Here is a 25,578-nt window from a genome sequence, read left to right as displayed (position 1 = left end):
TAGATTCCTACATCAAATAGTCCTTTATTTGACAGCCTCGTTTTTTTGAACTAACCCCTTTAATGCAATAATAAAAGCTGCCAAAATGACAGCTTGATCTGTAACTCTAGCAGCCTATAATGGAATAATTCGGTAGTTTCTATTGGGCTAGTTTGGTTTAATAAACAAAAGCTGATAACACACCGTTTATTTCATTTAAGATAAAGTAAAAACATGACAATATTCTTAAAATAACCTGAAACGTCATCAAAACATTACTGTTATTCTAACAATGCATATATCTTTCGATAATAGTGCGGATTGCAGAACAAGCAAAATTTACTACGATCATTTTATTTTCTATAACACTATTACACACCTAACATTATTTAGTTAGTACTTCCGCAAAAGCTCGAACAGGAAAAGTTCCAAATCCTTTAATTTTAGGAGATACGGCATAAAATAAGAAGTCCTTATTTGAGAGTCCCTTTAAATTACACAAGTGTTCAACAATTAGTATTTCTTGTCTTAGTAAAACGGTATGTACGGGGCGAGCTTTTCCTGACGTGTCGTCTATATTTACAGAGTCAATTCCAACTAATGCAGCTTGTTTATTTGCTAAATATTTAGCTGCTTTTTCGGTTAAATAGGGATGGTTTTCAAAATACTGATCTGTATTCCAATATTTGTCCCAACCAGTATGAATTAAAACAGCTTTTCCTTTAATATCAAGGTCATTAAATAATTTTTCATCAATTTCTTTGTTTTTTTCATCAACATGGACAATAATTCCTTCTAAGCCAGCCATTTTATCAATGGTCGTTTCTGAAAGATCTTTCCCATCAGGATATCTATGGAATGGAACATCAACATAAGTTCCTGTATTAGAGACCATTTCTATTTTTCCAATTTGAAATTCTGTACCTTTTTCATAATGTTTTCGGGATTCTTCCCGACTTAGATAATCACAGATTATTGGAGCAGGTAACCCTTTATAAGTTATAAGACCATCTTCAATAGTATGACTTAAATCAATAAAAGCTTTACTCCTCATATTAAATTTCCACTCTCCCTTTACCTTATAAATAATAAATGCTACAAGAAAATTTTATCATATTTGCCAATTTTCTTCGTATTAAGTGAAAAATTATAAAGTATACATATCTAGAAAAGATTATGATTCTAACAGAAGGTTCCCATCAACCCTCAGGCTGCAGCATCCGTTGAATAAGCAACGTAAATACATTGTTTAAATATATATGTAAAATTTTCCTCCTTTATATTGGAGCGAACATTCATTCGTGTATAATTAAGATATGCCTACCGAAGGAGGAATTATTTTGAACTCAATTGATTTAATTATTTTAAACTTTAATGAAGTTAGAAGAAGAAGCATAAAGGTTTGGACATCTATTCCTAAAGAAAAACTCCAATGGAAGCCAGATGATGAAGCAATGAATTGCATAGAAATGATTAGACACGTATTGGAAAGCGAATATTATTACCACCTTGCGATTAAAAATAGGGGGAGTTTATCTGTTTTCAACTCCCCTTTCGATAATAGAACATTCACTTCTGTAAAAGCAGAATTGGAATTTGCAGAACCATTTCGAAAAGAATTCATAAATACAATCAAGTCCTTTACTGAAGAAGACTTGGCAAATATAAAGATTGACCGCTCCGATTCAGGGTACATAAGAGATTTAGGTGACATGCTTTTACGTGTTGCCTATCATGAATCCGTTCATACTGGTCAGTTATTGGATTATTTAAAAACAGCAGGCGTTCCAAGAATTCGTATCTGGGATTAGCCATTACATGGTGCAATCGCAATAGTGATAGGAGTGGAAATGGAGTGTCGGAATTGTTTAGAGCAATTGGACAAGCCTTTGTGGAATAGTAGCGATGGTCATCAGACCTTCTGAAAAACGTATCGAACCCAATCTTGAGCAACTTATGAAATTAGAATGGTTTCAGGAGCTATGCAAAAAGCCCGAGTATCATATCCTTATCCAAAAGCACTTAGGTATCCACTGTATTAGGAAGGGTAAGTATGGATGGATGAAAACAAGACCAACAAAAGATGCAAAGCTCTTCAAGAGAAATTAACGATTTTATTGAGGAAGAATCACAGAATCCAAATGCCCATAAACACTTTACAATATAGCGACATTCCAAAAAAGACTTCGTCCTTTACGAAGTCTTTTTTTACTAGTTCGACCATAATAGCTTATTCAACAAAACTGCCAGTTAGTGGAACAAGAAAAAGAGCCGCAGTTACGACTCATTGCTAAACTCAAGCACCCGTTAGCCAACCATGCAGCGCAAAAAACGCGCTGCACCACAGCGAATGAAAATGCACTATAACCGTCAATACTGCAACTACGGCTGGGAGAAGAAGGTCGATAAGCTATGGTGCCATTAGAGCCCATCCGTTAGTCTGACTCCAACGACCACGGTGCATCACAGACTGTCGCTCCCTTACGGGAAGCACTTATGGGAGATTAATCCTATTCTGGTTATTGCACCAGCCTCCATTTAAATTTGCCGTAGAAAGGATGTTCTCAATGGAAGTTATCATTGAACGTGCATGCGGTATGGATGTCCATAAAGATAGTATTACTGCATGTATTATCACACCAGATGGAAAGGAGATTCAAACATTTTCAACCAAAACTGTTTTTCTATTAAAAATGATTGATTGGATTAAAGAACATGAGTGTACTCATGTGGCGATGGAAAGCACAGGTGTTTTTTGGAAACCGATTGTTAATATTCTTGAAGCCGAAGACATTGTGTTTTTAGTTGTGAATGCACAACATATGAAGGCAGTTCCGGGACGTAAAACAGATGTAAAAGACGCTGAATGGATTGCCAAGCTTCTTCGTCACGGATTACTTAAAGCTAGCTTCATTCCAGATCGAAATCAGCGAGAGCTACGAGAATTGGTTCGGTATCGTCGGAGTATTATTGAAGAACGTGCTAGACAGCATAATAGAATTCAGAAGGTTCTAGAGGGTGCTAATATTAAACTTGCTTCTGTGGTATCTGAAATCATGGGTGTTTCCTCTAAAGATATGCTTCGAGCCATAGGAAATGGTGAAGATGATCCTGTTAAACTAGCTAGTCTTGCTCGACGAACCTTAAAGAAAAAGAAAGACGATCTCGAACTCGCTCTTAAAGGTTATATTCGTCCTCATCAACGTATGATGATTCGAACGATTCTTACACACATAGATTTTCTAACCGAACAAATTGATATGCTTGATCAGGAAGTTTCCGAAAGAGTCAAATCATTTCAGGAAGATATTGAACGATTAGATTCGATTCCTGGGATTGCCACTCGTATGGCTGAACAAATTTTAGCTGAAATTGGACCCGACATCAAAAATCAGTTTCCAAGCGCAGCCCATTTATGTTCGTGGGCAGGACTAGTACCTGGACATAATGAGAGCGCTGGAAAAAGAAAGTCATCTAAATCTAAAAAGGGAAACAAATATTTAAAATCTGCTTTAACTGAAGCAGCCCAATCCGTCAGAGGATCTAAAAATTATCTTGGTCATATGTATAGACGAACGGCTGCACGAAAGGGAAGTAAAAAAGCAGCCATAGTCGTTGCCCATGCCATGTTAAGAATCTCCTACTATCTTTTAACTCGGAAAGAAATGTATGTTGACTTAGGAGAAGATTATTTTGATATTCAAAGACAGCAATCTATTGTTCGTCACTCTATGCGAAGACTTGAAAGTCTAGGTTATACAGTATCAGTAAAAGAACCTGAAGTTTCCTGATCCAATCTAACATATAACCATTACCAAAACTCAGGCGCTCTCCCTTTTTTTAAAACGATTGAGCTGCGTCTTCTTTAGTATTGCCATTTTCCTTGAAAGTCAGAATTTATTTTCATGGGAGCTTAATAAAGAAGTCTATTCTTAATTAGTATTTACAGGCAGATTATTATTCTGACTCCGAATTCTAACCCCTAAAGCAATTGCAGCTCCAATACAGCTAGAAAGGCACCCTACTACCAAATAAATTGATGGAGTTGATTCACCAATTAAAACAGAAGCAACCCCTCCAATTACTGGGAATAGAGCTACCATATACCCACTTTTTGCCCCTCCAATTTTTTCTACAAGTTTTAAATAAAATAGCCAAGCCATAAAAGAAGCAATCAAAGTTAAATATAGCAAAGCAGATAAATATGTAACTGTTGTTGGAAGTATAATTTTATTTCCTTGGAACAGTACAATTACCCCCATTAAAACACCAGCAATTGTAAAACCAATAGCATTTGCATAGATAGGGTTAATCTTTCTATTAGCATTTCTTGCAGAACTTGCATCACCAACAGCTGTTAGAATCGTACCTAACAAAGCAATCATGATTCCTTTTAAATCAGTAAGTCCTTGAAAATCATTTAAGTTCGGATAGATTAGGACACATACTCCAAATACCCCTAGAATTCCCCCAATTAACACGCGAGAATATAATTTCTCTTTTAAAAAAACACGGAGAGCAATTGGAGTCAATATTACTTTTAACGAAAAGATTAAAGTTACAATGGCAGCAGAGCTCAAAATGGTGGCGTAATAAAGGCACAGATAACTTAATGCAAAGTTACATACACCAAAAACTATTATAAACGGGAAATCTTTTGTACGTGGTCTCCCCTTTGGTTTAAGGAACCACATAAGAACTAAAAATAAAAAAGCTGTCATAACTAAACGATACGATAATGATAATTCCAAACTGACGGGTGTTCCTTGAATTTTCACCGCAATAAAATTTAGCCCCCATACCATTAAGCAAAATATGTACATAAAATTTGTCATTGCATTACCTCATTCTACTGTTTATCTTTAATAACTTTTCAAAAAGTAATTGTAACAAATTTGAAGGAGTCAATAAATCACGATTTGAACATTTTTCTTCTTCCACTAAACTGCACCGTTAGTTCAACAAGATTAAAGCAGTATTGTCAAATGTATCTGTAATAAAATGACAAATTTATGAATCTGGCGAAAAACTCTTTTCAATTTCAGTTTTAATTGATATTATTCCTATTAGAAAAGTAGGAATAGTGGGTGTTTCCGAAAATGTCTTTATATGAAAAATTACCAAGTGATTTTTTGATTCAATTTTATTATGAAGTGAAGAAAATGATTTCAAAAGGATTAGTTTCTAAAAATATGTACTATGAATTAGGACTAATAATTGCAGCTGCGTCAAGAAGAGGGATACTATTGGATAAGCCAAAGGATTTTGAACAACACATTGTCCACGAATTATTAATGGAATTAAGTAACTAGAATTCCGCCGTGATAGAATAAATAGTTCATCGTAAAGGTCTTCGATTAAGCAAACAAGAAAGCCACTGATAAAAATCATTGGCTTTCTTCAACTAAAGCACCCTATAGTTTAAGTGATACACTTCATAAACAATCTTGAATCAGTATTCTTACTCTTTCCGTCCATAACCTTCTTATTAATTTAAATTAATATTATTTTAATAATTCTAGCCTTTATTCTAGTTTATACTTAGTACCATATGATTTTATTATCATCTATGGGGAGTTTTGTTTTCAATGAATTATAATTTATTTAAAAGTATCCATAACTTATCTGGACACAACCATACTTTAGACAATTTTATGGTTTTTATTACTAATGATGCAATTTATATTTTTGCTTTAGCTTTATTAGTACTCTGGTTGTTTGGCGGCAAATCTATGAAACGTGCTGTTTTATATGCTGGAGGAACTGGATTGCTCGGTTTAGTCATGAATGTTCTTATTGCAAAGGTTCATTATGAGCCACGACCTTTTGTTACACATCATTTTATACCCCTAATACCACATTCAAACGATTCATCATTTCCAAGTGATCATTCAACGGGTTCTTTCGCTATTGCAATTGCCATGTGGCTACGCAATAAAAAAATCGGTAGTCCAATGTTTATTTTAGCAATCTTAACAGGATTTTCTCGGATATATGCAGGTCTTCATTATCCTTTTGATGTCCTAGGTAGTTTGATTGTGGCAATCATTGTCTCGTTCGTTACTTATAAAGTATCTGGACTATTAGACCCTATGGTAAACTGGGTAATAGCTGTTTTTGACTCAATTTTCAGGAGACAAAGAAAGGTAGAAAAAAAACAAAGAACTTAAAGCCATTAACTAACAATGCCGATGAAATAAAGATTGCTAATCCCTTTTTAAAAGGGGTTTTTTATTCGATTAATCAAACCAATTTTCAACAAATAAAGCAGCCTATTTTGGCAGCGTGATTGCGCTTCTTAAAGTAAACTGTCACTTTCGTATTATAAGGTTATCCAGATAAGAAAATATTTCTGTTTGACCTTTTTTATTTGGTCTTATTATATCAGTAGCCAGGGTAGAACGTCCCCCCCCAGTGGGACTTTTGATCCCGTCAGCTAAACCGTTCGCCCCCTACTAGTTTCAACATGTTTAGTTTAAGCGAAAACCTTCACAATCCTTTATTACCCTATCAAAATCTAATCCCTTAATGTGTAGGTACATATCAAAAACACGCCTTCCTATTAAAGAAAAGCGCCCGATCGCTAAATAAACTATTAATGTGAGGTAAACCTCCCCTAAAGTCATGAAAGTTTTTAGATTATGACCATCCAGATAACTTCATCAAAAGGCTTCACTTTACTTTTTGTAAAACGGATATTGGTACATACGCATAACCTTCCATTAATCTCCTTGCAGTCCTTCCATTTGCGGCACGAATTACACGCCAGTCTGATTCATCTTTTTCAACAGTAGCATCGATAAGTAGACTTCCAGAAGGATGACCAATTCGAACCGCGGATTTTCTATGACTGATTTCCTGATTTGGGATGGTTCCAGGGATCCTTGTGGCAGCAGCAAGTGCTATTGCTCCACTTACAGCGTGGGCCCTATGAAGGGAACCCATTGAGATATAGCGGGATAAAATATCGATATCCTCAACTTTTACTCGAGTTCCAATACACGTCATATATTCATCAGGCGAAGCTACCATCGCAATCTTCGGGAGAGCATGCGTAGTTGGAGAAACTTGTTCCCTTTCCTCCCCTTTAATAAGCCCGATTTTGACTCCGGCTTCCACACGAATGTTTTCTAATGTTTCCAGGAGCGCTTTGTCTACATTTATCTCATCGGGAAGTTCAGTTCCCCGCAATCCTACATCCTGTGCTTTTACAAAAACCAACACATTTGCACAATCGACAATGCTCACTACAATTTTGCGTCCATCTTGTAAACAAATAGTATCTTGAGTATTATTCGTTGGTAGAGTCCTTCCAGTAAAGGAACCGCCAGCTCCAAGGAAATTTAGCATAATTCTTGAAGAAGTCCCTGGTACACCATCAATGGAAAAATCCCCGTCATACTGAATTTGACCGTTCTTCACAGGAATCTCAGCAACAATAACTTTATTGATATTTGTATTATAAATATTTACCTTCGTAACAGGTTCGGTCAATGGTACATATCCTTCTTCTGCTGCATAGAGTCCAACTGCCGTAACAAAATTACCACAAGTAACATTGTAATCAATAGCCTTTTTCTCAATACTTACCTGTCCAAATGTATAATCAATATGCGCACTTTGATAAACCGAAGGACCAACAATGGCTAATTTGCTAGTAAGGGATGTTCCACCACCCAAACCGTCAATCTGATTTCGATCAGGACTCCCATATATCCTTAAAATCATTTCATCTCTTACATTTGGATCCGATGGAAGGTCAGCTTTTCTTAGAATTAAGCCTTTGCTTGTTCCCCCCCTCATAATTACTGTAGGAATTTTATAAATTTGTCCATAGTCATACATTTGCTATTCCTCCGTTCCTTGTGAATCCTTGTGAAGTAAAGGTAACACGGATTATGAAATAAAAAAAATACATTTATTTTATTATTTTCGATAAAATTTATTGATGCCACATAGCTGTTACCTTTAAAATAAGGATATAAAAATTAATTTATTAAAAAATTATTTGAAGGGAACTTCCATGGAAGAAAAAGATTGGGTATTATTGCAGACTTTATACGAACAACAGAATATAACGAAAACAGCTGAAATTCTTTTTGTATCCCAGCCAGCATTGACCTATCGTATCCAACAGCTTGAAAAAGAATTTGGCGTCACAATCATGCATAGAGGTAGAAGGGGAGTTGAATTCACACCACAAGGCGAATTCCTGGCTAAATATTCAAAGGATATGATAAGACAATTACAACAAGTGAAAGAAAGTCTATTAAGTATGGATAGCAAAATATCCGGAACATTGAAAATCGGTACAGCAAGCAGCTTTGCTCGATACAAGCTTCCAGGAATTCTAAAAAACTTTTATTTACAATATCCTGAGGTAGAATTCAAGGTTATCTCCAGTCGCAGCTCAGAATTGCCCAATTCTGTATATAAGCAGGATGTTCATATTGGCTTCGTACGGGGAGATTACAATTGGACAGAAGAGAAGCATTTAATTATGACAGAAAACATTTGGATTGTGTCTAGTCGTGAAATTCATTTAGATGAACTTCCAAGCCTACCTAGAATCAATTATAAAACGGATTTATCACTGGAAAATCTATTTGATAACTGGTGGAAGGAAAACTTTAACAAACCCCCTTCTATCACTATGGAAGTAGATCATATGGAGACTTGCAAAGAAATGGTTGTAAACGGGCTTGGTTTTGCTATTATCCCTTCGATTGTTTTAGGGGATGGGGAGGACATGTATCATATCCAGCTAAGAACCAAACACGGGGAACCGATTAAACGCAACACTTGGATGATTTATCGGAAGGAATCACTACAAATCCCCTTAATTGGTACTTTTGTTGAATTTATCAAAAATATGAAACTTATGTTATGAAGGGGAAATAAACTTAAAAGGCGATACCAAAACACCTTTGGTATCGCCTAAATTTTTATAATCGATTGACCGCGTTACTTTCTTTTATGGCAGTAGAAGGGTGTTGGTTAAAGGTATTGAGCTCCTCCAGGCTTCTATTGGAGGTTCTAGGACCAAAGCAAAGCACAATTGCCGAAGCAAGCCAGCAAGCTGCAATAAAGACGAACACCTTCATGTAGCCGTTTCCAGTATAGATTGCACTTATTATAAGTGGACCAAACATGTTAGAGAAACGTCCAATCCCGTAGGTTAACCCTTGACCAAGAGCACGGGTCTCCGTTGGATATAATTCAGAGGTATACGTATACAAATTGGAGGCATAGGTTCTTTCAATTAAGTTAATCAAGAAACCAAAGGTAATAATAAAAACGGGCTGTAAGGTTACACCGTACAAAAAGACAGCAGCAGCAATCAATGCGGAGGAAACAACCACGTTTGTTTTTCTCTCAAGACGGTCAGATATCAACGCTCCAACCAATGCACCCAATGGAGCTCCTAAGGTGATTAATGTCGTATACAATAGAGAATCACTCATCTTAAACCCTTGCTTCACGAGCAGAGTGGGAACCCAAGAACCAAACCCATATAAACCGAGAGTTTGGAATACCCAAGCAGCCGTAAGCAAGCTAGTCCTCTTTAGATAGTGTCCTTTAAACAATTGGCTAATGCTGGCTAATCTAATTTTATATTTTTTAGTCTGTGGCACAACAGAAGTTGCATTAGGTAATGTCCCCTTTTCCTTACGCACTGCTTCCTCTATTCTCTGCAAGATCTCTTCAGCCTTATCAAACTGTCCACGTGCCTCGTACCAACGTGGAATTTCTTCTAAACGGCTAATAAAGAATAATGAAAAGATACCAAATGCCCCCCATATAAATACTGTTCTCCATCCCCAGTCACTCAATGGAATCAGGTAACTAGATACCCAACCAGTAATCGGAATTCCGCAGACACCAATAGCCATACCTATCGCTTGATATTTACCACGAACTTTCGTTGGAAAAAACTCACTTAAATACGTATTCGCATTGATGAGCAAGGCTGTAGTTCCCATACCAGTAATAAATCGAATAACACCGAAAGAGACAGGATCCCAAGCAAATGCATTCAACAGCGAAAAGAGGGACAAACAAATCACAGAATAGATAATAGCTTTCTTTCTTCCAATCTTATCCGCAATCCATCCGCCAAACATCCCTCCTAAAAACATGCCTAAAAATGAACTAGATGTAATAAAGGCTACCGTTTTCACTGAAACATGCCAGTGTTTTATTAGGGCTGGAGCTACGTATGTAAACGTATTCAAATCCCCGTATTCAAAAAAGTAAGCAATCGCCAAGGCAATCATTACTTTCTTATGAATTGATGAAACAGGGAGACGGTCTAAACGATTTGCTGCATTGATCCCGATTGCTTTAGAACTATTCATTATTCACACCTCTTTGTTAAATTTATTTTTGGACGATTAAAAATTTTTCGAAAGTAGCTATAGTGAAAATGTATCATATAGTCAGATATAAAAATAATACATATTATTTATGCATTTCCATAAAATTTTTTTATTGATAACCTCCGCCTTTACTACCTAACTAAACCGACTACTAATTTTAACATAATTTAAATATTTCATTTTATACTGAACTTTAAAACTATTTCCTTTGTCTTTATATTCCACAAAGTTCTGTTTTTGAATTTTACTTGTCCGTTTGAATAACCACTCTTACCAAATACCACTTTAACGGCAAAAAGCCTTCTCACTTCAGTAGAAGGCTTTTTGCTGTATATTTAACTACGTTCGGATACTCCATCAAATCTTTCTCAGCGTCACTTGTGATACAGTTCCTTCCTTTTGATTCCAAAAAACTCATTTACTTATGGTACGGTTCATCTTACCTAATATCAAACTAATAATTATTTATTCCAGCATCTGGACCAATTGTGAAAAAAAGCTAATGATGATCGTTCAACTAATTGCTTCTTTACTTTAAGTGAAAACTTTCAAATTTCAATATTTAATTGACAATAGAAATTCTTATAAAAAGAAAAAATAGCAGTCTCTTTAAGACCGCCATTAGCATCTACTATAACGTTGTTATATTCGCCTTTTTAATCGTAAAATCTTCATTTTGATAATAACTATTCTTTACTAATATGTTCGGCCCTAAGCAAGCAACCTGCGGACAATGGCAGCTTAATTCCTTTGCTATACTTGAGGATTGCCATGTTTGATAGGCATCTAGTAAAGCAGTGGTTTGAATATTACCAAGCGGTGGTGTATCCCCAAAATCGGTGACAATAATATCGCCAGTAAAAATATTAACATTCAGCCGGGAACGTCCGTCAGGATCATTTCGTACTGTTGCATTTTTGCTTTTATATAGTCGCTCCAAAAGCTCTAAGTCCTCCGGATTGCTACTGCACGCGAAAGCGGCAACGTCCCAAACAGCATCCAAACATTTTCATCACGAATATCCAGCAAGTGATGGATCGCTGCTCTTATTTCATCTAGTGATAATGTTTCAAGATTGCTAGCAAAATCGCTCGAGTACAACGATTGTAATAAATCTCATGTCGTTTAACAACAAAAAAACGTTGGCATTTTATGACACTAACGCCCCTAAAAGTTTATTAGATTCCATTTCACGATGAGTTACAACGACCAAATTGTACTTACCTTTTATAGCCGGCGCAGCCCGATGGTGAAATGCTCAAAGAGAATAAATAACCGTAAGGGATTCATTCGATTTTATTTTGTCTTTCATTCAACGAACGGTTCTCTCAAAGACAACATAGTAACAAGCTGTACTAACCGAAGTACAACTTGTTATCGTTTATACTTAATGGTTTCATCCATATAAACATTTACATCGATGTGTTTGATTAAGCTTTTATCGATGGTATTAATCGTCTCAAGATCCCATCTACCATAATGAAAACGATACGGCCTTTCACTCATATTTAAAAGGTCGGCACGTAGCTCTTCACTTTTATTTATTGTTTGGAGAATTTGATTTTTAATTTTTTTCGCTATTTCTTTTTCAATTTTTTTGACATCTAAATTTTCTTCATTTTGTGTGATCATCGCGTGCGCTTTTACCTTTAAGTCATAGGCAGGTTTCGGGCCATTGCTAACTTTAATGGATCCATCCGGTTCCAGGACAATCACACTTACCTTTTCCTTAAAAAGTGAGAGCGGAATGTTGGAAGCCTTATCGGAAAACCATTTTAACCCGGATAATTCTTGCTTGCTTGCAAATCCTTTATACTGCTTATGGGCGATGACAAAGCCTCCGGTTAATGCTGCCACTTTCTTGGGCTTTTTATTGTTTAAAAAGTTCTCGTCCTTAATATCAATGGAAGGTATGACATAGGAGCCGACTGGATCGTAATATTTTGAAATAAAGCGATTATATTTTTCAATTGGTATTACATAATTATTGGCCATTAATGTAAGAGGAGAATGAAGAATCGTATACAAAGATGGATAATTAAAAAAGCTTTCTCCTAAAAAGATATTCTTTATATCATTTTTGGTTCCATACAGCCAGCAATTATACCGAAGAAAAGGGTTTTGTCCGATAAACTCAATCACAGATCTCAGGTTGCTTTCAATCACACCTTGATTTAATAGGAAGGTGTCCACATGCCCGTAATACAGTGGCAAAGCGGTACGCTGCGCTAAGGAACTGAATGCGGCCTGGATGCTTTTTCCTTTAGCTTCACCGATTAAAATGGGTGGAGTCTGTTGGAGGGCTGCGCCGCTTTCCGACTTCGCGATATTAGCAAAATTTAATCCCTGCATATAAACGGTATAATACCCTTTCGTATAGTCTAATCCAATCGCTGTAACATAGGTTTGATTTTGAATTTCCTTTGCTCCGGTACATCCCGTTGTAATCAAAATAGTTAAAATCAAAAGTAGGCTTTTCATACATTACTCCTTTTGACTATCAGAATCAATCGGATTATATGCTTGATTACGCTTCTTTAAAAAGCGTTGCGGCAGCCTGATAAAGTTTTTCACAAGATCCAATGGATGAGGCTTAGATAAATACGAAATATAGGGCTGACCGAAGCTTTCCAATGACACTATGTTGGTTAAAATCAGAAAGAAGGAAATAAAGAAACCAAACAATCCCAAAAAGGCGGAAAAGATTAAAACCACAAACCGAAGTAGTGCAATGTTGCCGGCAATATTTTGATTAATCAGAGTATAGCCAGAAATGACCGTAATGGCGACAATGACGAGCATCGAAGGCGAAGTTAACCCTGCGCGGATAGCAGCATCGCCGATAAACAAACCGCCTAAAACGGCAACGGTCTGACCAACCGCTTTCGGCAGCCTTATTCCCGCTTCTTTAAATAATTCAAATAAGATAAGCATAATCGTGGCCTCTACAGGTGCAGTTAACGGCAATCCAATTCTCGAGACCGCAATCGTGGCCAAAAGCGTATAGGGTAATTGATCCAGTTGATACGTGATAAGCGCGATATAAAATCCTGGTAAAAAAACAGTTATATACACTCCAAAGATCCGTTGGAGGCGGATAAAGCTGATATAAAAAAAGCTTTGATGGGCGTCCTCGGGTGAGTAGAGGACTTGATTGAAATTGGTCGGCCCAATTAAACACGATGGATTTCCATCAACTATGATGACGAATCGCCCCTGGTTTAAAGACTGGACAACAAAGTCGGGTCTCCCAATATTGTCTAAGAGCGGAAAAATCGAAAATAGCTGATCATAAAGAAATTCTTCAATTTCATTGCTGGCGACAATAATATCAATTTTGATTGATTCTAACCGTTTTTTGACATCCTCTAGTATCGCAGGATTCATAATATCATCAATATAGAGCAGTAAAACCTTCGTTTTGCTTCGCTCACCGATGGTATATTCAATGCATTTTAAAGAAGACGTTTTTAGTCGTTGCCGGACTAAGGCCATATTATCGGAGATATTTTCTACAAATCCATCCCTTGGCCCCCGGACAGAGGTCTCTAAATTTGATTCTTCCGGTGATCTCTTGGGAATGCTTGCCGCTGAGGTAGAAAAAAGGATACTCCCATCATGGGATGCAACAATTAATTCGCCGGAAAATAGCTTTTGTTCCACTTTGTCTTTGATTTTTGGACCTTTGAGATTACTGATCTCAATCACATTAATAAACGAATCAATTGTTAACATACAGTCCGTTTCTAAGACATCATGAATGGTAGGAAATATCACCTCGTTCATATATTTCAAATCAACTAAATTAGGACAATAAAGGAATTCTATTGAAAGCGTTTCGTTATAGGTTCTGTTTTTAATGACAATATCAGCTGAATCTTTGAACCAGCTTCTTAATTCGTCAATGTTGCTTGATTTTTCAGCAAAGTGATTCTTTCTCATCGATGATCACCTTTTAACGTTATGAGTAGTAATAAAATCAGGACAACGGAAACTTGAAATACTATTCTGTATGGAAAATAAAAATGATCCAAAAAGTAAGAAAAGGAGGACGAATCCCACTGTACGTTTACCATAATAAAAACCAGCAGGTAAATGGCCGGCTGCACCCATCTTCGCTCCTTTGTAACGGAAAATCCTTTTGCGGCGATAAATACGGACAAACTGATGCGGATAAACGCACCAGACAACCACTGAAAGATGGAAAGAAAGTCAAGACGGGTAATGTGATTTCCAATCGTTAACAATTTCCATTCCTCATAAGCAGGATTTCTCATTTTTTCTGCCTCTACCGCACCAAATTCAGCGATGGCTGCTGCTAAGGGGCCAAACGATAGACCTATCAGAAATAGGCCAACAAGCAGAAGCCATTTCATCTTCAGTTTATTTTTTAGGTTAGAGGTCAAAAACAAGACAAAGAAGACTTCAAATAAACTAGAACAAGAAGACAATGTTCCAATAATAAAACCTCTATACCCATGCTCAAAAATAGGAAATAACTGTTCATAATCTTTATTAGGGATATTTCCCAAACCAACCAAAATCCCAAAGCCTATAACAAATGGCAAAATAAGAGCGCCCATCGTCGTAATGGTTCTAATCCCTTTTGCAGATGAATAAAGGCAAATAAGTAAAAATAAGAAAGTTACAATATAATTCGGAACGTCCATGGTATAGGTGGCCGATGCCCAATACACGGTGAACTTTAGTGTGAGGAATGCCGAGCTAACAAAATAAACAAAAAACACAATGGAAAAAAAGGATGAAACCCACTTACTATAAAATTGATGTAAAAATGAGAAAATATCATAGCTGTTTAGTTTTTTATACAGGTAGAAGGTGAGAAGAAACCAAAGCATGACGGGGAGGGCACTGGCAAGAGCGCTTACCCAGGCATCCCTTTTTGCCACCGATAACAATGCAGGCAGACCCGATACATGAACGATAAAACCTGAATACAGAATAAGTAAAATATAAATGTGTGATGCCTGAATAACCTTTTGATTCATCTAATCCACCTATTTAAACAATTTTTTTTAGCATAACCTCTTGTTTAAACGGATATGTATTAATTTCCATAAAGGAGAAATCGAGAATGAAATTTAAATATACCCTTTGTTTTATAAAATAAGGTAATTAACTGCTTTTCCTTATTCGGGAGAAAACACCGATAATTGGACTATGGAATGGTTCGGAGTACAAGATCGAGGAGGGGGGAAGCGCCTGATGCGGCGGTCAAGCGTGAAGTCTTAGAGGAAACCGCCTCACCTACAAAATTAAAGTATACGTCCTTCTTTCACTAAACTGCATCAGTTACTTTAAGTGAAAACTTTCAAAATTTTAATATTAAATTGCAATAGAAAGACTTATAAACAGAAAAAATAGCAGTCTCTTTAAGACCGCCATTAGCATCTACTATAACGTTGTTATTTTCGCCTTTTTAATCGTAAAATCTTCATTTTGATAATAACTATTCTTTACTAGTATATTAGGTCCCAAGCAGCCAACCTGCGGACAATGGCAGCTCAATTCCTTTGCTATGTTTGAGGATTGCCATGTTTGATAGGCATCTTGTAAAGTAGTTGTTTGAATATTCCCAAGAGGTGGTGTATCCCCAAAATCGGTAACAATAATATCACCTGTAAAGATATTTACGTTCAAGCGAGAACGCCCGTCAGGATCATTTCGCACTGTTACATTTTTGCTTTTATATAGTCTCTCCAAAAGCTCTAAGTCCTCTAGATTGCTACTGCACGCGTAGAATGGCAGCGTCCCAAACAGCATCCACACATTTTCATTGCGGATATCCAGCAAATGGTGGATTGCCGCTCTTATTTCCTCTAGTGTTAAAGTTTCAAGATTACTAGCAAAATCACTTGGGTACATCGGGTGAATCTCATGCCTCTGGCAAAGCATTTCATCCACGATTTGCCGGTGAATTTTTTCGAGATGCGGTACTGTCCTCTTGTTTAGCATCGTTTCGGCAGAGACCATGATCCCCGCTTTTACAAGCTCTCTGCTATTATCAATCATCCTGTTAAAATATTTTTCTCTATGGCTGTATTCAGGCAGCTGTGCCATCCTGGCAAATCCACCCTCTACAAAATCATCAACTGTTCCCCAGTTATGGGATATATGTAAAACATCTAAATAGGGAAGGATTAATTCATAGCGCCCTAATTCAAGCGTTAGATTGGAATTAATCTGCGTGCGTATCCCGCGTTCTCGGGCATATTTTAAGATGGGCACTACATAATTTTTAACTGAAGTGAGCGAAAGCATCGGTTCTCCGCCTGTAATACTTAAGGAACGCAGTAAGGGAATCTCTTCTAATCGGTTTAACAATAATTCAAGCGGGAGTGCATCCGGATCTTTGGTTTGAAGCGTATATCCCACCGCACAATGCTCGCAGCGCATATTGCAAAGGGTTGTCGTGGTGAATTCAATGTTGGAAAGCTGCGGTCTTCCATATTGTTCAATATCTAAATAGGCTTCCCATGGATCATACGATGGGGTTATTTTTCTCATTCAGATCAAACTCCTGACAATCAGTTTTTCAAAACCTTACTATTATAACGGAATAAGGAACTCTTTGCTATTTTCAAAGACTATATAATTATTAGTATTCGTTATACATAAAACCATACCAGAAAGACCGTATGCAGATAACATACGGCTACAGACGCTAATTTTCTCAAATTCCCGGGAAATATCTACAAATTCCTTGCGTGAATTCGACAAATCTTAGTGTTTTCGGGAGTGATTAAGAAAAATTCCACACCGTCTTATAGGCATGTTTCCAAGCAAAAGTGGTTAACAGCAGGAGCAAAATAAAGTACCCAAGTACTCCAAATGGAATGAATGTAAGCATATAATGAATCCCGCCGAACACAAGGATCAAAAGCAATAAAAGAATGTTCTTAATAATATTTTCTTGGTTTGCATCCTCAAACGACTCTGAAAAGGGCAGAGAACCCTTAAGAAAGGTTGAGCAAATAACCGTAAACAAGATGGACGTGACAAAAACGACCAATAAGTCTGGAATGATTTTCATCCCAAAAATCACGATGAAAATGACACTTAAAATAAAATAGATTGGGAGATAAAGATTGACAATAAAAACTTTTAATGTGGCACTGAATAATGGTGCCAAACTCTTTATTGGGACCGTTCTGTAAATCCAGCCCCCTTTATATTTTCCCGAGTACTTCAGCATGGTTACTGCATTTGGTATCATCAAATTGCACATATAAACCGCCAAATACCATTTACTCGATGCCAAATGTGCGAATGAGCTGGATTGAATTTCATTAACCATAAAAATAAACGGAAAGACGAGTGAAAATCCTAATGCCGGATAGACCTTTAATCGGAACTCCCTTTCATTTCGCATCATGTTATCAGCGAATCGGAAAAATGCTTTCTCTTCTATAGTTCCACATAGGACACGAACAAGCCCATTCTTCCACCAGCTGTCGACTCGTTTCGTTTTCCCGCTGTTGTTAGAAAGCTTCTGAAGGTTCCTTTCAAATGAAGGCATCATTTTGGTATAAACAACGATGGCGACAATGGGTACAATGATGGCCAAAGCTGAAAAAACAATTAAGTAGGAGTCTGTATTAGTTTTTAATACAGACTCAAAAGGTGCCGCAAACCAGACCGGGGGCAGAAAGAATTGCCACCAGTTTAAGGAGAAGCCGACATTAAAATCAACCAGACTGAAGGATCTCACAACGATTTGGTAGCCAACGGCAATCGAAATCGATAAGCCGATTTGCACGTAATTGATGATATCTTTTAATTTTTCTCCATCAAAAAATCGCAAGATACAGTAATAGATTATTGCTGTTAAAACCACAATAAAGAGATTGATAAGTATTAGGCTGACTACTAATAAAATCAAGAATACCAGACCATGTCTGACAGCGCCGACAATTAAGGATATACCCGTTAAAGCAACCGTTAAAAAGAATAAATAGATACAAATATGAACTGTTTTAGCAGCATTAATCGTTCTTCTATCGACCGGTTTTGTCTGAAGAATTCCTTTGTCCTTAATATCAAGAAGGACGGACGAAAAATCTGCAATCATCGATGTCATCACCAGAAACATTACAATAGCAAAATAGATCGTCATTTCTAACAGATAATTGTCACCAAATCCAATGAGAACAGCAAGCATGATTCCCATTAACGCATACATCCACAGTGACTTCATAAAACCATTTTCTTCATCCGTTTTTTTCTTTTTCCTGGATTGTTGATTAAAGATTGTGGGAACTCTTCTTCCATCCATCGTGAGTTTGACCGCTAGAATTTTCCTCATTAGTGAATACTTGATGCCGAAGCTCTCAAATAATGCCTTAAAATGATCCAGAAATTTTAATGTGCGGAATTCTTTCATCGCCTACACCTCTTTAATGATGGAAACGAAATTTTCTGCAATGGTTTTATATTCGTTAAAGCCTGTCAACTGATTAAATATTTGCTCCAATGTCCCTTCCGTATTTTGCTCCTTTAACTCTTTAAAACTGCCGTCCGCCACAATGGTTCCATCCTTAATGAGGATAATCCGATTGCTTATTTTCTCAACGACATCCATGATATGGGACGAATAAAAAATCGTTTTCCCCTGAGCGGCAAGAAGCGCTAAGATTTCTTTAAATACCATGACGCTATTAGCATCAAGACCGTTTAACGGCTCATCTAAAAATAGCAAATCGGGATTATGAATTAAGCTTGAAATAATAAGGACCTTTTGTCTCATCCCTTTCGAGAATGACGCAATCCGCGAGTGGTATACAGATTCTAGTCCAAATGCTGCCATAAGTCGTTGTGCTTTTTCGTCAGCCTCTTTAAAGTCCATTCCATATAATTCACCGACAAAGGTTAAATACTCCATTGCTGTCAAATTATCATAAAGATCGGCCATTTCCGGTACATACCCAATCCTTCTTTTATACTCTATTTTTCTATCATCGAATTTCTCTCCGAAAATCTCAATGGTTCCGGAATAATCACCTTCAAGCCCTAGTAATATCTTAATCGTTGTGCTCTTTCCCGCTCCGTTCGGACCTATATAACCAATGATTTGCCCGCGGTAAACGGTTAAATCGATACCTTTTAAGGCCTCTTTCATTCCATAGTTCTTTTTTAAGCCATTTAATTGAAGGACTGATTCTTGAGTCATATCGATGATCGCCACCTTTTTAAGCGTTTGTATTTTAATATTAACATATTTTTCCTATACATTTATAAATTTAAAAAAAGCTCTTATAAGTTGCCTTATAAGAGCTTTTTTCCACTTAATCACGATTACCAGTATAGGAAAGATACGCTTTTATCATAAAATAACTGACTTCCTCCGGGAGGAGTTCTTTGATGGGCTTTAGGCGATCACGGCCGGCTTCCTCCACCGCTGTTTCCAAAAGTGGGATATATTCGGCCGGAATGAGTGTTGAAAAGTCCACCCCTTGTCCCTGTTGTGCACATTGAATAAAATGATTTTCAATCGTGCTGATGGATAAATCACGTTCCTTTGCTATTTCCTTTAGGGATAACCCTTGCTGCAATAAGCTTAGTGTCTCCAAATGGGAATTCGCAACGGCTTTTTTCGATGGCTTTTTAACGACTGATTCTTCTGGGGTGATCTCACTCTGGTAGTCCGGATTTGCCATGCAGAACTCTCGAATCGCTTGAATGAATTCGAGACCATATTTCTTCAGCTTCTGCTCACCGACACCGCTGACCTTTAAAAAGGCTTCACTTGTTTGCGGGCGTTTGGCACACATATCTTTTAAGGCAGCATCGGAAAAAATAACAAATGGCGGAACCTTTTCGGCTTCGGCAATTTTCTTCCTTACGCCTCTTAGCTCTTCAAATAACGGATCGTCTATCGACACTTGTTTAACCGTCACACTCTCTCTTCGATGGACCTGCTCCATTCCCTGCAAAACAGCCTTCCCTTTTGTTGAAACAAAAAGGGTTGGAAACGTTCCTTGTTCGATGGCAATTAACTCCTGTGAAATCAAGAATTCAATAAAATCACTGACGTCCTTTGAACTCTGGTCCTTCATGATGCCATAGGTGGTTAACCGTTCGAAGCCTAGTTCCGTCACCTTTTTATTTTTTGAGCCCGTCAGCACCTGGGCTGTAATCGTCTTTCCAAACCGCTGACCCATGCGAATAACACAAGACATCACCATCTGGGCTTCCTTCGTGACATCCACACTTGAACGGGAATCTAAGCAATTGCCGCATCTTCCGCATGGTTCAGTATCCGTTTCACCAAAATACTTTAAGATAAATTCCTGCAGGCAGTTTTCCGTGTGACAATAATCCACCATTTGCTGCAGCTTCTCCAATTCCTGTGTCATACGGCTGCGGTCGCTGGATTGGTCGATGAGGAACCGCTGAATTTGCACATCCTGTGAGGAATGGAGGAGAATACATACACTTTCAAGACCATCCCTGCCGGCACGGCCCGCTTCCTGGTAGTAGCTTTCCATATTTTTCGGCAGCTGAAAATGAACGACATATCGGATATTGGATTTATCAATCCCCATACCAAAGGCAGATGTCGCGACCATTACGGTTGCTTTATCCTCTAAAAATCGTTCCTGCTCTTTGGCGCGTTCGACATCTCCCATCCCTGCGTGATAACGGGCGACATTTACGTTAGCTTTGCGCAGCCTTTCATAGAGCTGATCCACATTTTTCCGAGTTGCCGCATAAATAATCCCGGCTTCCCGTTCATTTTTTTTAAGGTAATCCAGCAAATATTTCAGACGGTCCTGTCCTTTAATGACTGAAAATGACAGGTTGACTCGTTCAAAGCCAGTAATGATGGTATTGCTTTCATCAATTTTTAGAAGATGACAGATATCCTCCCTAACCTTTGGAGTCGCTGTTGCGGTAAGTGCCAGGACAATCGGTTTTTGCGGCAGACTGCTGACCATCTGTTGAATGTGGCGGTAGCTTGGCCTGAAATCGTGCCCCCATTGTGAAATACAGTGGGCTTCATCCACCGCGACTAACGGGATATCCATGGTTTTAAGGTCTTCAACAAATTCAAATGATTCCAGGCGCTCTGGGGCGATATATAAAAGTTTATACTTTCCCTGCCTTGCCTCCCGCATCCTTTCACTGGATTCACTGTAACTTAACGAACTGTTGATGAATGTCGCGGGTATGCCTACTTGGACGAGGGCATCAACTTGGTCCTTCATAAGGGAGATGAGCGGTGAAATAACAATGGTTGTCCCTTGAAGAACCATTGCGGGGATTTGATAGCAAATCGATTTCCCTCCGCCGGTCGGCATGACGCAAATCGTGTTTTCCCCGTCTAAAACGGAACGAATAGCCTGCTCTTGGCCGGTGCGAAACGACCTGTACCCAAAATACGATTCTAATAATGGCAGTGCTTTTTCAAACAATCTTTGTCATTCCTTTCATTTAAGTATGTATGGTTAAATCTATTGAAAAATTCTCTAAGAGAGCCTTTTTGCCAGTAGGAGTGATGATAAGTGCACGTGTTTTTGGCAGACGCTCAACCCAATTCTTCTCGATAAATAATTCAAACATTGCATTGCCCAATGCCCCGGCCATATGATATCGTCTTTCGCTATAGTCTAAGCATTTATGACAAAATGAACGTCGGTTTTTCCGTACTTCTTGAATATCGACTCCTAATGATGAGAGAAAGGATACTCCCGAATCCGTCAGCAAAAATTCATCATGGTTATCAATAAGGGACCCCTTTTTTATCAAAGATTCCGTAATTTGCACACCCAGATATCCGGCAGGATGGTTATAGCATGTACGTGCATAACGGACCTGCTGGTCTTCTGAGGATATTTTTAATGACCTAATTTGTGGTGGTGTTAATAAATTTTCCATGACCTGGGCAGCTACTTGATTTTGTATCTTAAAGTATCGATGTCTTCCTTGATTTTCAACGGTTATGAGGTTTGTTTCGATTAATTTTGTAAGATGGAAGCTTGTGGATTGAGGTTTGGCTCGAGTCATATAGGCCAGTTCACCCGCGGTATAAAAGCGGTTATCCATTAAAGCGGTTAATATCGCTGCTCTTGAAGGATCACTCACGATGCTGGCAACAAGTGAAGAGTTTGGATTAATGATCATTTTTTCTCCTCCATTATGTAATCGAAATATTGATGATGGTGGAATTAATCTTCATTTATTAATTACATTAAACCATGATACCCTTTCGTTCAATCACTTAGATTTATTAATAGAGCTAAACTTTTATTAAAAAGGCTCTGTTAAAGAATGTTGTTGATTTTTAGGGTGTTCTAATAACACATTATTAAGTTGCGAATAAATTGTTAGTACAAGCTTTAAAGTGAGGTGATAATTTTGTTAGATAGTCGAAATGAACCCGGTTGGACAAATCAAGGAATGTCAAATAAAAGAAGGAATTGTGGCTGCAAGAAATCTGGATTTGATCCTTGTGTTCAAAAGTGCGTTGACGAAAGAGCACGGTGTATTGCAATCTGTGAACAGACCCATGACCTGCCTTGTGTTAGGCGATGTGTTGATGAAGCAAGTGACTGTATCCGAAGATGTAGACCTTCCATTTAGTAAAAAGTTTTACAGAGTGGCTAAATGCTACTCTTTTTTATCTCACCATCATGAATTAAAAGTAAATGGCCCAAAAAATTGGTATTTTTCATATTGATGAAACATCAACACTATCTTTTAACAAAGCCAAAAAGGTTTTAATTGGCAATACCTCTATTAAGATGTTACCTTTTTATTATCACACCAGATGTTTGGTGATTTTGAGAATAACTAAATTAGCTTCAAGGAGAGTTAAAAAATGGGCAAATATCAGGTGATTCATACGGTGGTCTTTCCTTTGGGGGAAAATGGTGGGAATCCATGCCCCGTGGTTTTTGATGGTGATTTTCTCACAAGTGAGGAAATGCAGGAGATTGCAAAAGAATTAGGCCATGAAACCTGCTTTGTAACAAAATCAGATCTGGATGCTTGTGATTTCCGCTTTCGCTATTTTGTCCCAAACTTTGAAATGGAGATGTGTGTCCATGCGACCATTGGAAGTGTAACCGTGCTTGTTAAAAAAGGCTTAGTGAGAAAATCACCGCTCATGATTGAAACCTTATTAGGGCCGATTACCATCAATTGGGAGAGAAAGAATGATGAGATTGAAGTAGAGGTTGCTCAATTCCAACCTGAAATAAGTGAAAATGTCCCAACAATTGCAGAGATATGCGAGGCTCTAAATGTAAAAACACATGACGTTGTGGGGGAATCGATTCAATCGATTTCAACATCGCGCTTCAAACTAATTATACATTTAACCAGCACAACTGTACTACATAATCTAATGCCAAACTACAAAAAGATATGGACACTTTGTGATCAATATCGTATCACTGGGTTTTATCCTTTTGCGATAGAGGACGAAACCGATAAAGTGATCCAAGCACGGCAATTTCCAAACAAGGCTGGATATAATGAGGATCCTGCAACCGGTGTCGCTGCATCCGCTTTAGGAGCTTTTCTATATCTTCATGATACCTTCCCTAAAACGGAAACAGGCTTGTCTACCTATCACGTTAAACAAGGGGTGGCAATGGGAAAACCAAGTTATATAGAAGCAAAGGTTTATAGTGAAAAAGGGATCATTAAGCAAACTAGTATTAAAGGAAAAGCAATAATTAAGGGAACCAGTGGTGACATTGCCAATACCTATCTTTAAATCAAATCCATGCCCTTGAGGACAATACTTGCCTTGAAATCGGTAAAACTGTCCTCCATCAACCCTCTTGTGGACAATACCTATCTTGAATTCGGTAATACTGTCCTCCATCAACCCTCTTGTGGACAATACCTATCTCCAAATCTGTAAAACTGTCCTTAACCATCGCCCTTGAGGACAATACCTATCTCCAAATCTGTAAAACTGTCCTCAATCATCGCCCTTGAGGACAATACCTATCTCCAAATCGGTAATACTGTCCTCAATCAACCCTCTTGTGGACAATACCTATCTTGAAATTGGCAATACTGTCCTTAATCAACTCTATTGAGGACAATACCTATCTTGAAATTGGCAATACTGTCCTCAATCAACCCTCTTGTGGACAATACCTATCTTGAATTCGGTAATACTGTCCTCAACCATCGCCCTTGAGGACAATACCTGACTTGAAACTGTAAAAACTGTCTTCAATACCTAACCCAAAAACAACAAAGTTTGCGAAAAAAGCCATGTAAAAAAAAGTTCCATTGCTATTCAAGAATATCAAATTCTCTGGCATTTGCTTTCCAAAATGAGGTCATGGCCCCCAAACCGAACATCGTCCGGGTTCCGTTTCAAAGGACTAAACTTAAGAATTCTCTTAACTTCCTTTAGCCGTCTTTATCTTAGAAGCTAAATAGCCTAGTCCAATAACAAGAACTGTTATAGAAGTAGGAATCAATAAATGTAATTCTTGTGTAAGAATTGGCTCGAATTTTGGTTCTCCGACCATCATTTCACCTGCTGTCCAAGCCAATATTCCAGCACCGGCATAAGAAATGATCGGGTACTTTTCCATTGCTTTTAATATTAGTTGGCTGCCAAAAACAACGATTGGAATACTAACAATAACTCCTATGATTATCCCGGCTAGATTTCCTTCCACCGCACCAGCAATAGCTAGTACATTATCAAGGGACATTACAGCATCAGCAGTAATAATTGTTCGCACAGCAGAAATTAAACTTGAACCTCCTTTTCTATGAGAATCTCCCTCATCACCTACTAAAAGTTTTATGGCAATATACACTAGAAGAAGGCCGCCTACAAAAGTTACGAAAGGTAATTTTAGTAGGTAAACAATTGCTACAGCAAATATTAATCGTAAAATAATAGCTCCAAATGTTCCCCAAAAGATCGCTTTCTTTTGTTGCTTTTTTGGAACATTATGTGATGCCATTGCGATAACAACTGCGTTATCTCCACTTAATACAATATTGATTAAAATAACCTCCAAAAGAACCGAAAAGGACAAACCAAAAATCTCCAATCTATTCACCCCTGGAATAAGCTAACTAAGTCATTATATTAATTTGAGGTTTAAAAAAGACCTGATTTGCAGTTCTTACAGATAGACCAGTGGGACATTATTTTTTTATCCGAAATAAAAAATTAGCACCGTCCTATGACCGTGCTAATTTTGCATTTATTCTA

General features: G+C 37.6%; 20 protein-coding genes and 1 pseudogene. 7 read left to right on the top strand and 14 right to left on the bottom strand.

What is annotated here, in order from left to right:
* Positions 1-364 precede the first annotated feature (364 nt).
* Positions 365-1,033, bottom strand: a complete 669-nt coding sequence (locus ACZ5XR_RS02140) for a cyclase family protein (RefSeq protein WP_464500074.1) — start codon at positions 1,031-1,033, stop codon at positions 365-367.
* 286 nt (positions 1,034-1,319) lie between these two features.
* On the opposite strand from ACZ5XR_RS02140, the gene ACZ5XR_RS02135 reads away from it, so the two are divergent.
* Together ACZ5XR_RS02135 and ACZ5XR_RS02130 are read left to right on the top strand one after the other, a co-directional pair.
* Positions 1,320-1,790 carry a DinB family protein gene (locus ACZ5XR_RS02135; protein ID WP_464500073.1) on the top strand — a complete coding sequence of 157 codons (471 nt, stop codon included), beginning with the start codon at positions 1,320-1,322 and terminating at the stop codon, positions 1,788-1,790.
* Between the two features lie 756 nt (positions 1,791-2,546).
* A complete protein-coding gene (locus ACZ5XR_RS02130) occupies positions 2,547-3,770 on the top strand; it encodes an IS110 family RNA-guided transposase (protein WP_464496974.1) in 1,224 nt (407 codons plus the stop codon).
* 141 nt (positions 3,771-3,911) lie between these two features.
* Here ACZ5XR_RS02130 and ACZ5XR_RS02125 read toward each other — a convergent pair whose 3' ends face one another.
* Positions 3,912-4,814, bottom strand: coding sequence for a DMT family transporter (locus ACZ5XR_RS02125; protein WP_464500072.1), 903 nt, complete (start codon positions 4,812-4,814; stop codon positions 3,912-3,914).
* A 264-nt stretch (positions 4,815-5,078) separates the two neighbouring features.
* Here ACZ5XR_RS02125 and ACZ5XR_RS02120 point away from each other — a divergent pair, with 264 nt between their 5' ends.
* Both ACZ5XR_RS02120 and ACZ5XR_RS02115 read left to right on the top strand, forming a co-directional pair.
* Positions 5,079-5,291, top strand: coding sequence for a hypothetical protein (locus ACZ5XR_RS02120; protein WP_035445640.1), 213 nt, complete (start codon positions 5,079-5,081; stop codon positions 5,289-5,291).
* 276 nt (positions 5,292-5,567) lie between these two features.
* The gene (locus ACZ5XR_RS02115) at positions 5,568-6,149 is read left to right on the top strand and encodes an undecaprenyl-diphosphatase (protein ID WP_464500071.1); all 582 of its coding nucleotides are present in this window, start codon (positions 5,568-5,570) and stop codon (positions 6,147-6,149) included.
* A gap of 502 nt (positions 6,150-6,651) precedes the next feature.
* Here the strand turns inward: ACZ5XR_RS02115 and ACZ5XR_RS02110 are convergent.
* Positions 6,652-7,824 carry a PrpF domain-containing protein gene (locus tag ACZ5XR_RS02110; RefSeq protein ID WP_464500070.1) on the bottom strand — a complete coding sequence of 391 codons (1,173 nt, stop codon included), beginning with the start codon at positions 7,822-7,824 and terminating at the stop codon, positions 6,652-6,654.
* A gap of 178 nt (positions 7,825-8,002) precedes the next feature.
* On the opposite strand from ACZ5XR_RS02110, the gene ACZ5XR_RS02105 reads away from it, so the two are divergent.
* Positions 8,003-8,869, top strand: coding sequence for a LysR family transcriptional regulator (locus ACZ5XR_RS02105; RefSeq protein ID WP_464500069.1), 867 nt, complete (start codon positions 8,003-8,005; stop codon positions 8,867-8,869).
* A gap of 55 nt (positions 8,870-8,924) precedes the next feature.
* Here ACZ5XR_RS02105 and ACZ5XR_RS02100 read toward each other — a convergent pair whose 3' ends face one another.
* The 10 genes and pseudogenes from ACZ5XR_RS02100 to ACZ5XR_RS02055 form a co-directional block, all read right to left on the bottom strand.
* Positions 8,925-10,337 carry an MFS transporter gene (locus tag ACZ5XR_RS02100; protein WP_464500068.1) on the bottom strand — a complete coding sequence of 471 codons (1,413 nt, stop codon included), beginning with the start codon at positions 10,335-10,337 and terminating at the stop codon, positions 8,925-8,927.
* Positions 10,338-10,989: 652 nt separating this feature from the next.
* Positions 10,990-11,459 (bottom strand): annotated as a pseudogene (gene yfkAB, locus ACZ5XR_RS02095) (radical SAM/CxCxxxxC motif protein YfkAB); the annotation flags it as partial.
* Positions 11,460-11,732: 273 nt separating this feature from the next.
* A complete protein-coding gene (locus tag ACZ5XR_RS02090; protein ID WP_464500067.1) occupies positions 11,733-12,839 on the bottom strand; it encodes a Ger(x)C family spore germination protein in 1,107 nt (368 codons plus the stop codon).
* A gap of 3 nt (positions 12,840-12,842) precedes the next feature.
* A complete protein-coding gene (locus ACZ5XR_RS02085) occupies positions 12,843-14,300 on the bottom strand; it encodes a spore germination protein (protein WP_464500066.1) in 1,458 nt (485 codons plus the stop codon).
* A complete protein-coding gene (locus ACZ5XR_RS02080) occupies positions 14,297-15,367 on the bottom strand; it encodes a GerAB/ArcD/ProY family transporter (RefSeq protein WP_464500065.1) in 1,071 nt (356 codons plus the stop codon). Before ACZ5XR_RS02080 ends, ACZ5XR_RS02085 begins: the two co-directional genes overlap by 4 nt.
* A 406-nt stretch (positions 15,368-15,773) precedes the next feature.
* Positions 15,774-16,886, bottom strand: a complete 1,113-nt coding sequence (gene yfkAB / locus ACZ5XR_RS02075) for a radical SAM/CxCxxxxC motif protein YfkAB (RefSeq protein ID WP_464500064.1) — start codon at positions 16,884-16,886, stop codon at positions 15,774-15,776.
* A gap of 235 nt (positions 16,887-17,121) precedes the next feature.
* Positions 17,122-18,762, bottom strand: coding sequence for an ABC-2 family transporter permease (locus ACZ5XR_RS02070; RefSeq protein ID WP_464500063.1), 1,641 nt, complete (start codon positions 18,760-18,762; stop codon positions 17,122-17,124).
* 3 nt (positions 18,763-18,765) lie between these two features.
* Positions 18,766-19,548, bottom strand: coding sequence for an ABC transporter ATP-binding protein (locus ACZ5XR_RS02065; RefSeq protein ID WP_464500062.1), 783 nt, complete (start codon positions 19,546-19,548; stop codon positions 18,766-18,768).
* Positions 19,549-19,663: 115 nt separating this feature from the next.
* Positions 19,664-21,793, bottom strand: coding sequence for a DNA helicase RecQ (gene recQ, locus ACZ5XR_RS02060; protein WP_464500061.1), 2,130 nt, complete (start codon positions 21,791-21,793; stop codon positions 19,664-19,666).
* Between the two features lie 19 nt (positions 21,794-21,812).
* The gene (locus ACZ5XR_RS02055; protein WP_464500060.1) at positions 21,813-22,502 is read right to left on the bottom strand and encodes an ArsR/SmtB family transcription factor; all 690 of its coding nucleotides are present in this window, start codon (positions 22,500-22,502) and stop codon (positions 21,813-21,815) included.
* A gap of 298 nt (positions 22,503-22,800) precedes the next feature.
* On the opposite strand from ACZ5XR_RS02055, the gene ACZ5XR_RS02050 reads away from it, so the two are divergent.
* Both ACZ5XR_RS02050 and ACZ5XR_RS02045 read left to right on the top strand, forming a co-directional pair.
* A complete protein-coding gene (locus ACZ5XR_RS02050) occupies positions 22,801-23,058 on the top strand; it encodes a hypothetical protein (RefSeq protein WP_464500059.1) in 258 nt (85 codons plus the stop codon).
* 141 nt (positions 23,059-23,199) lie between these two features.
* Positions 23,200-24,102: a PhzF family phenazine biosynthesis protein gene (locus ACZ5XR_RS02045; protein WP_464500058.1), complete on the top strand. Its 903-nt coding sequence runs from the start codon at positions 23,200-23,202 to the stop codon at positions 24,100-24,102.
* A gap of 643 nt (positions 24,103-24,745) precedes the next feature.
* Here the strand turns inward: ACZ5XR_RS02045 and ACZ5XR_RS02040 are convergent.
* Complete coding sequence (locus ACZ5XR_RS02040) at positions 24,746-25,423, bottom strand: TerC family protein (protein ID WP_464500057.1); 678 nt, start codon at positions 25,421-25,423, stop codon at positions 24,746-24,748.
* Between the last annotated feature and the right edge of the window lie 155 nt (positions 25,424-25,578).

The organism is Neobacillus sp. Fa239, from assembly GCF_055395235.1.
This window is presented reverse-complemented; position numbering and strand designations above follow the sequence as displayed.

Bases quoted from the DNA above. Each gene is read 5' to 3' on its own strand.
- yfkAB (WP_464500064.1), bottom strand. From the start codon at position 16,886: ATGAGAAAAATAACCCCATCGTATGATCCATGGGAAGCCTATTTAGAT.
- ACZ5XR_RS02140 (WP_464500074.1), bottom strand. From the start codon at position 1,033: ATGAGGAGTAAAGCTTTTATTGATTTAAGTCATACTATTGAAGATGGT.
- ACZ5XR_RS02115 (WP_464500071.1), top strand. From the start codon at position 5,568: ATGAATTATAATTTATTTAAAAGTATCCATAACTTATCTGGACACAAC.
- ACZ5XR_RS02090 (WP_464500067.1), bottom strand. From the start codon at position 12,839: ATGAAAAGCCTACTTTTGATTTTAACTATTTTGATTACAACGGGATGT.
- ACZ5XR_RS02110 (WP_464500070.1), bottom strand. From the start codon at position 7,824: ATGTATGACTATGGACAAATTTATAAAATTCCTACAGTAATTATGAGG.
- ACZ5XR_RS02070 (WP_464500063.1), bottom strand. From the start codon at position 18,762: ATGAAAGAATTCCGCACATTAAAATTTCTGGATCATTTTAAGGCATTA.
- ACZ5XR_RS02130 (WP_464496974.1), top strand. From the start codon at position 2,547: ATGGAAGTTATCATTGAACGTGCATGCGGTATGGATGTCCATAAAGAT.
- ACZ5XR_RS02080 (WP_464500065.1), bottom strand. From the start codon at position 15,367: ATGAATCAAAAGGTTATTCAGGCATCACACATTTATATTTTACTTATT.
- ACZ5XR_RS02085 (WP_464500066.1), bottom strand. From the start codon at position 14,300: ATGAGAAAGAATCACTTTGCTGAAAAATCAAGCAACATTGACGAATTA.
- ACZ5XR_RS02105 (WP_464500069.1), top strand. From the start codon at position 8,003: ATGGAAGAAAAAGATTGGGTATTATTGCAGACTTTATACGAACAACAG.
- ACZ5XR_RS02125 (WP_464500072.1), bottom strand. From the start codon at position 4,814: ATGACAAATTTTATGTACATATTTTGCTTAATGGTATGGGGGCTAAAT.
- ACZ5XR_RS02045 (WP_464500058.1), top strand. From the start codon at position 23,200: ATGGGCAAATATCAGGTGATTCATACGGTGGTCTTTCCTTTGGGGGAA.
- ACZ5XR_RS02065 (WP_464500062.1), bottom strand. From the start codon at position 19,548: ATGACTCAAGAATCAGTCCTTCAATTAAATGGCTTAAAAAAGAACTAT.
- ACZ5XR_RS02120 (WP_035445640.1), top strand. From the start codon at position 5,079: ATGTCTTTATATGAAAAATTACCAAGTGATTTTTTGATTCAATTTTAT.
- ACZ5XR_RS02100 (WP_464500068.1), bottom strand. From the start codon at position 10,337: ATGAATAGTTCTAAAGCAATCGGGATCAATGCAGCAAATCGTTTAGAC.
- ACZ5XR_RS02055 (WP_464500060.1), bottom strand. From the start codon at position 22,502: ATGATCATTAATCCAAACTCTTCACTTGTTGCCAGCATCGTGAGTGAT.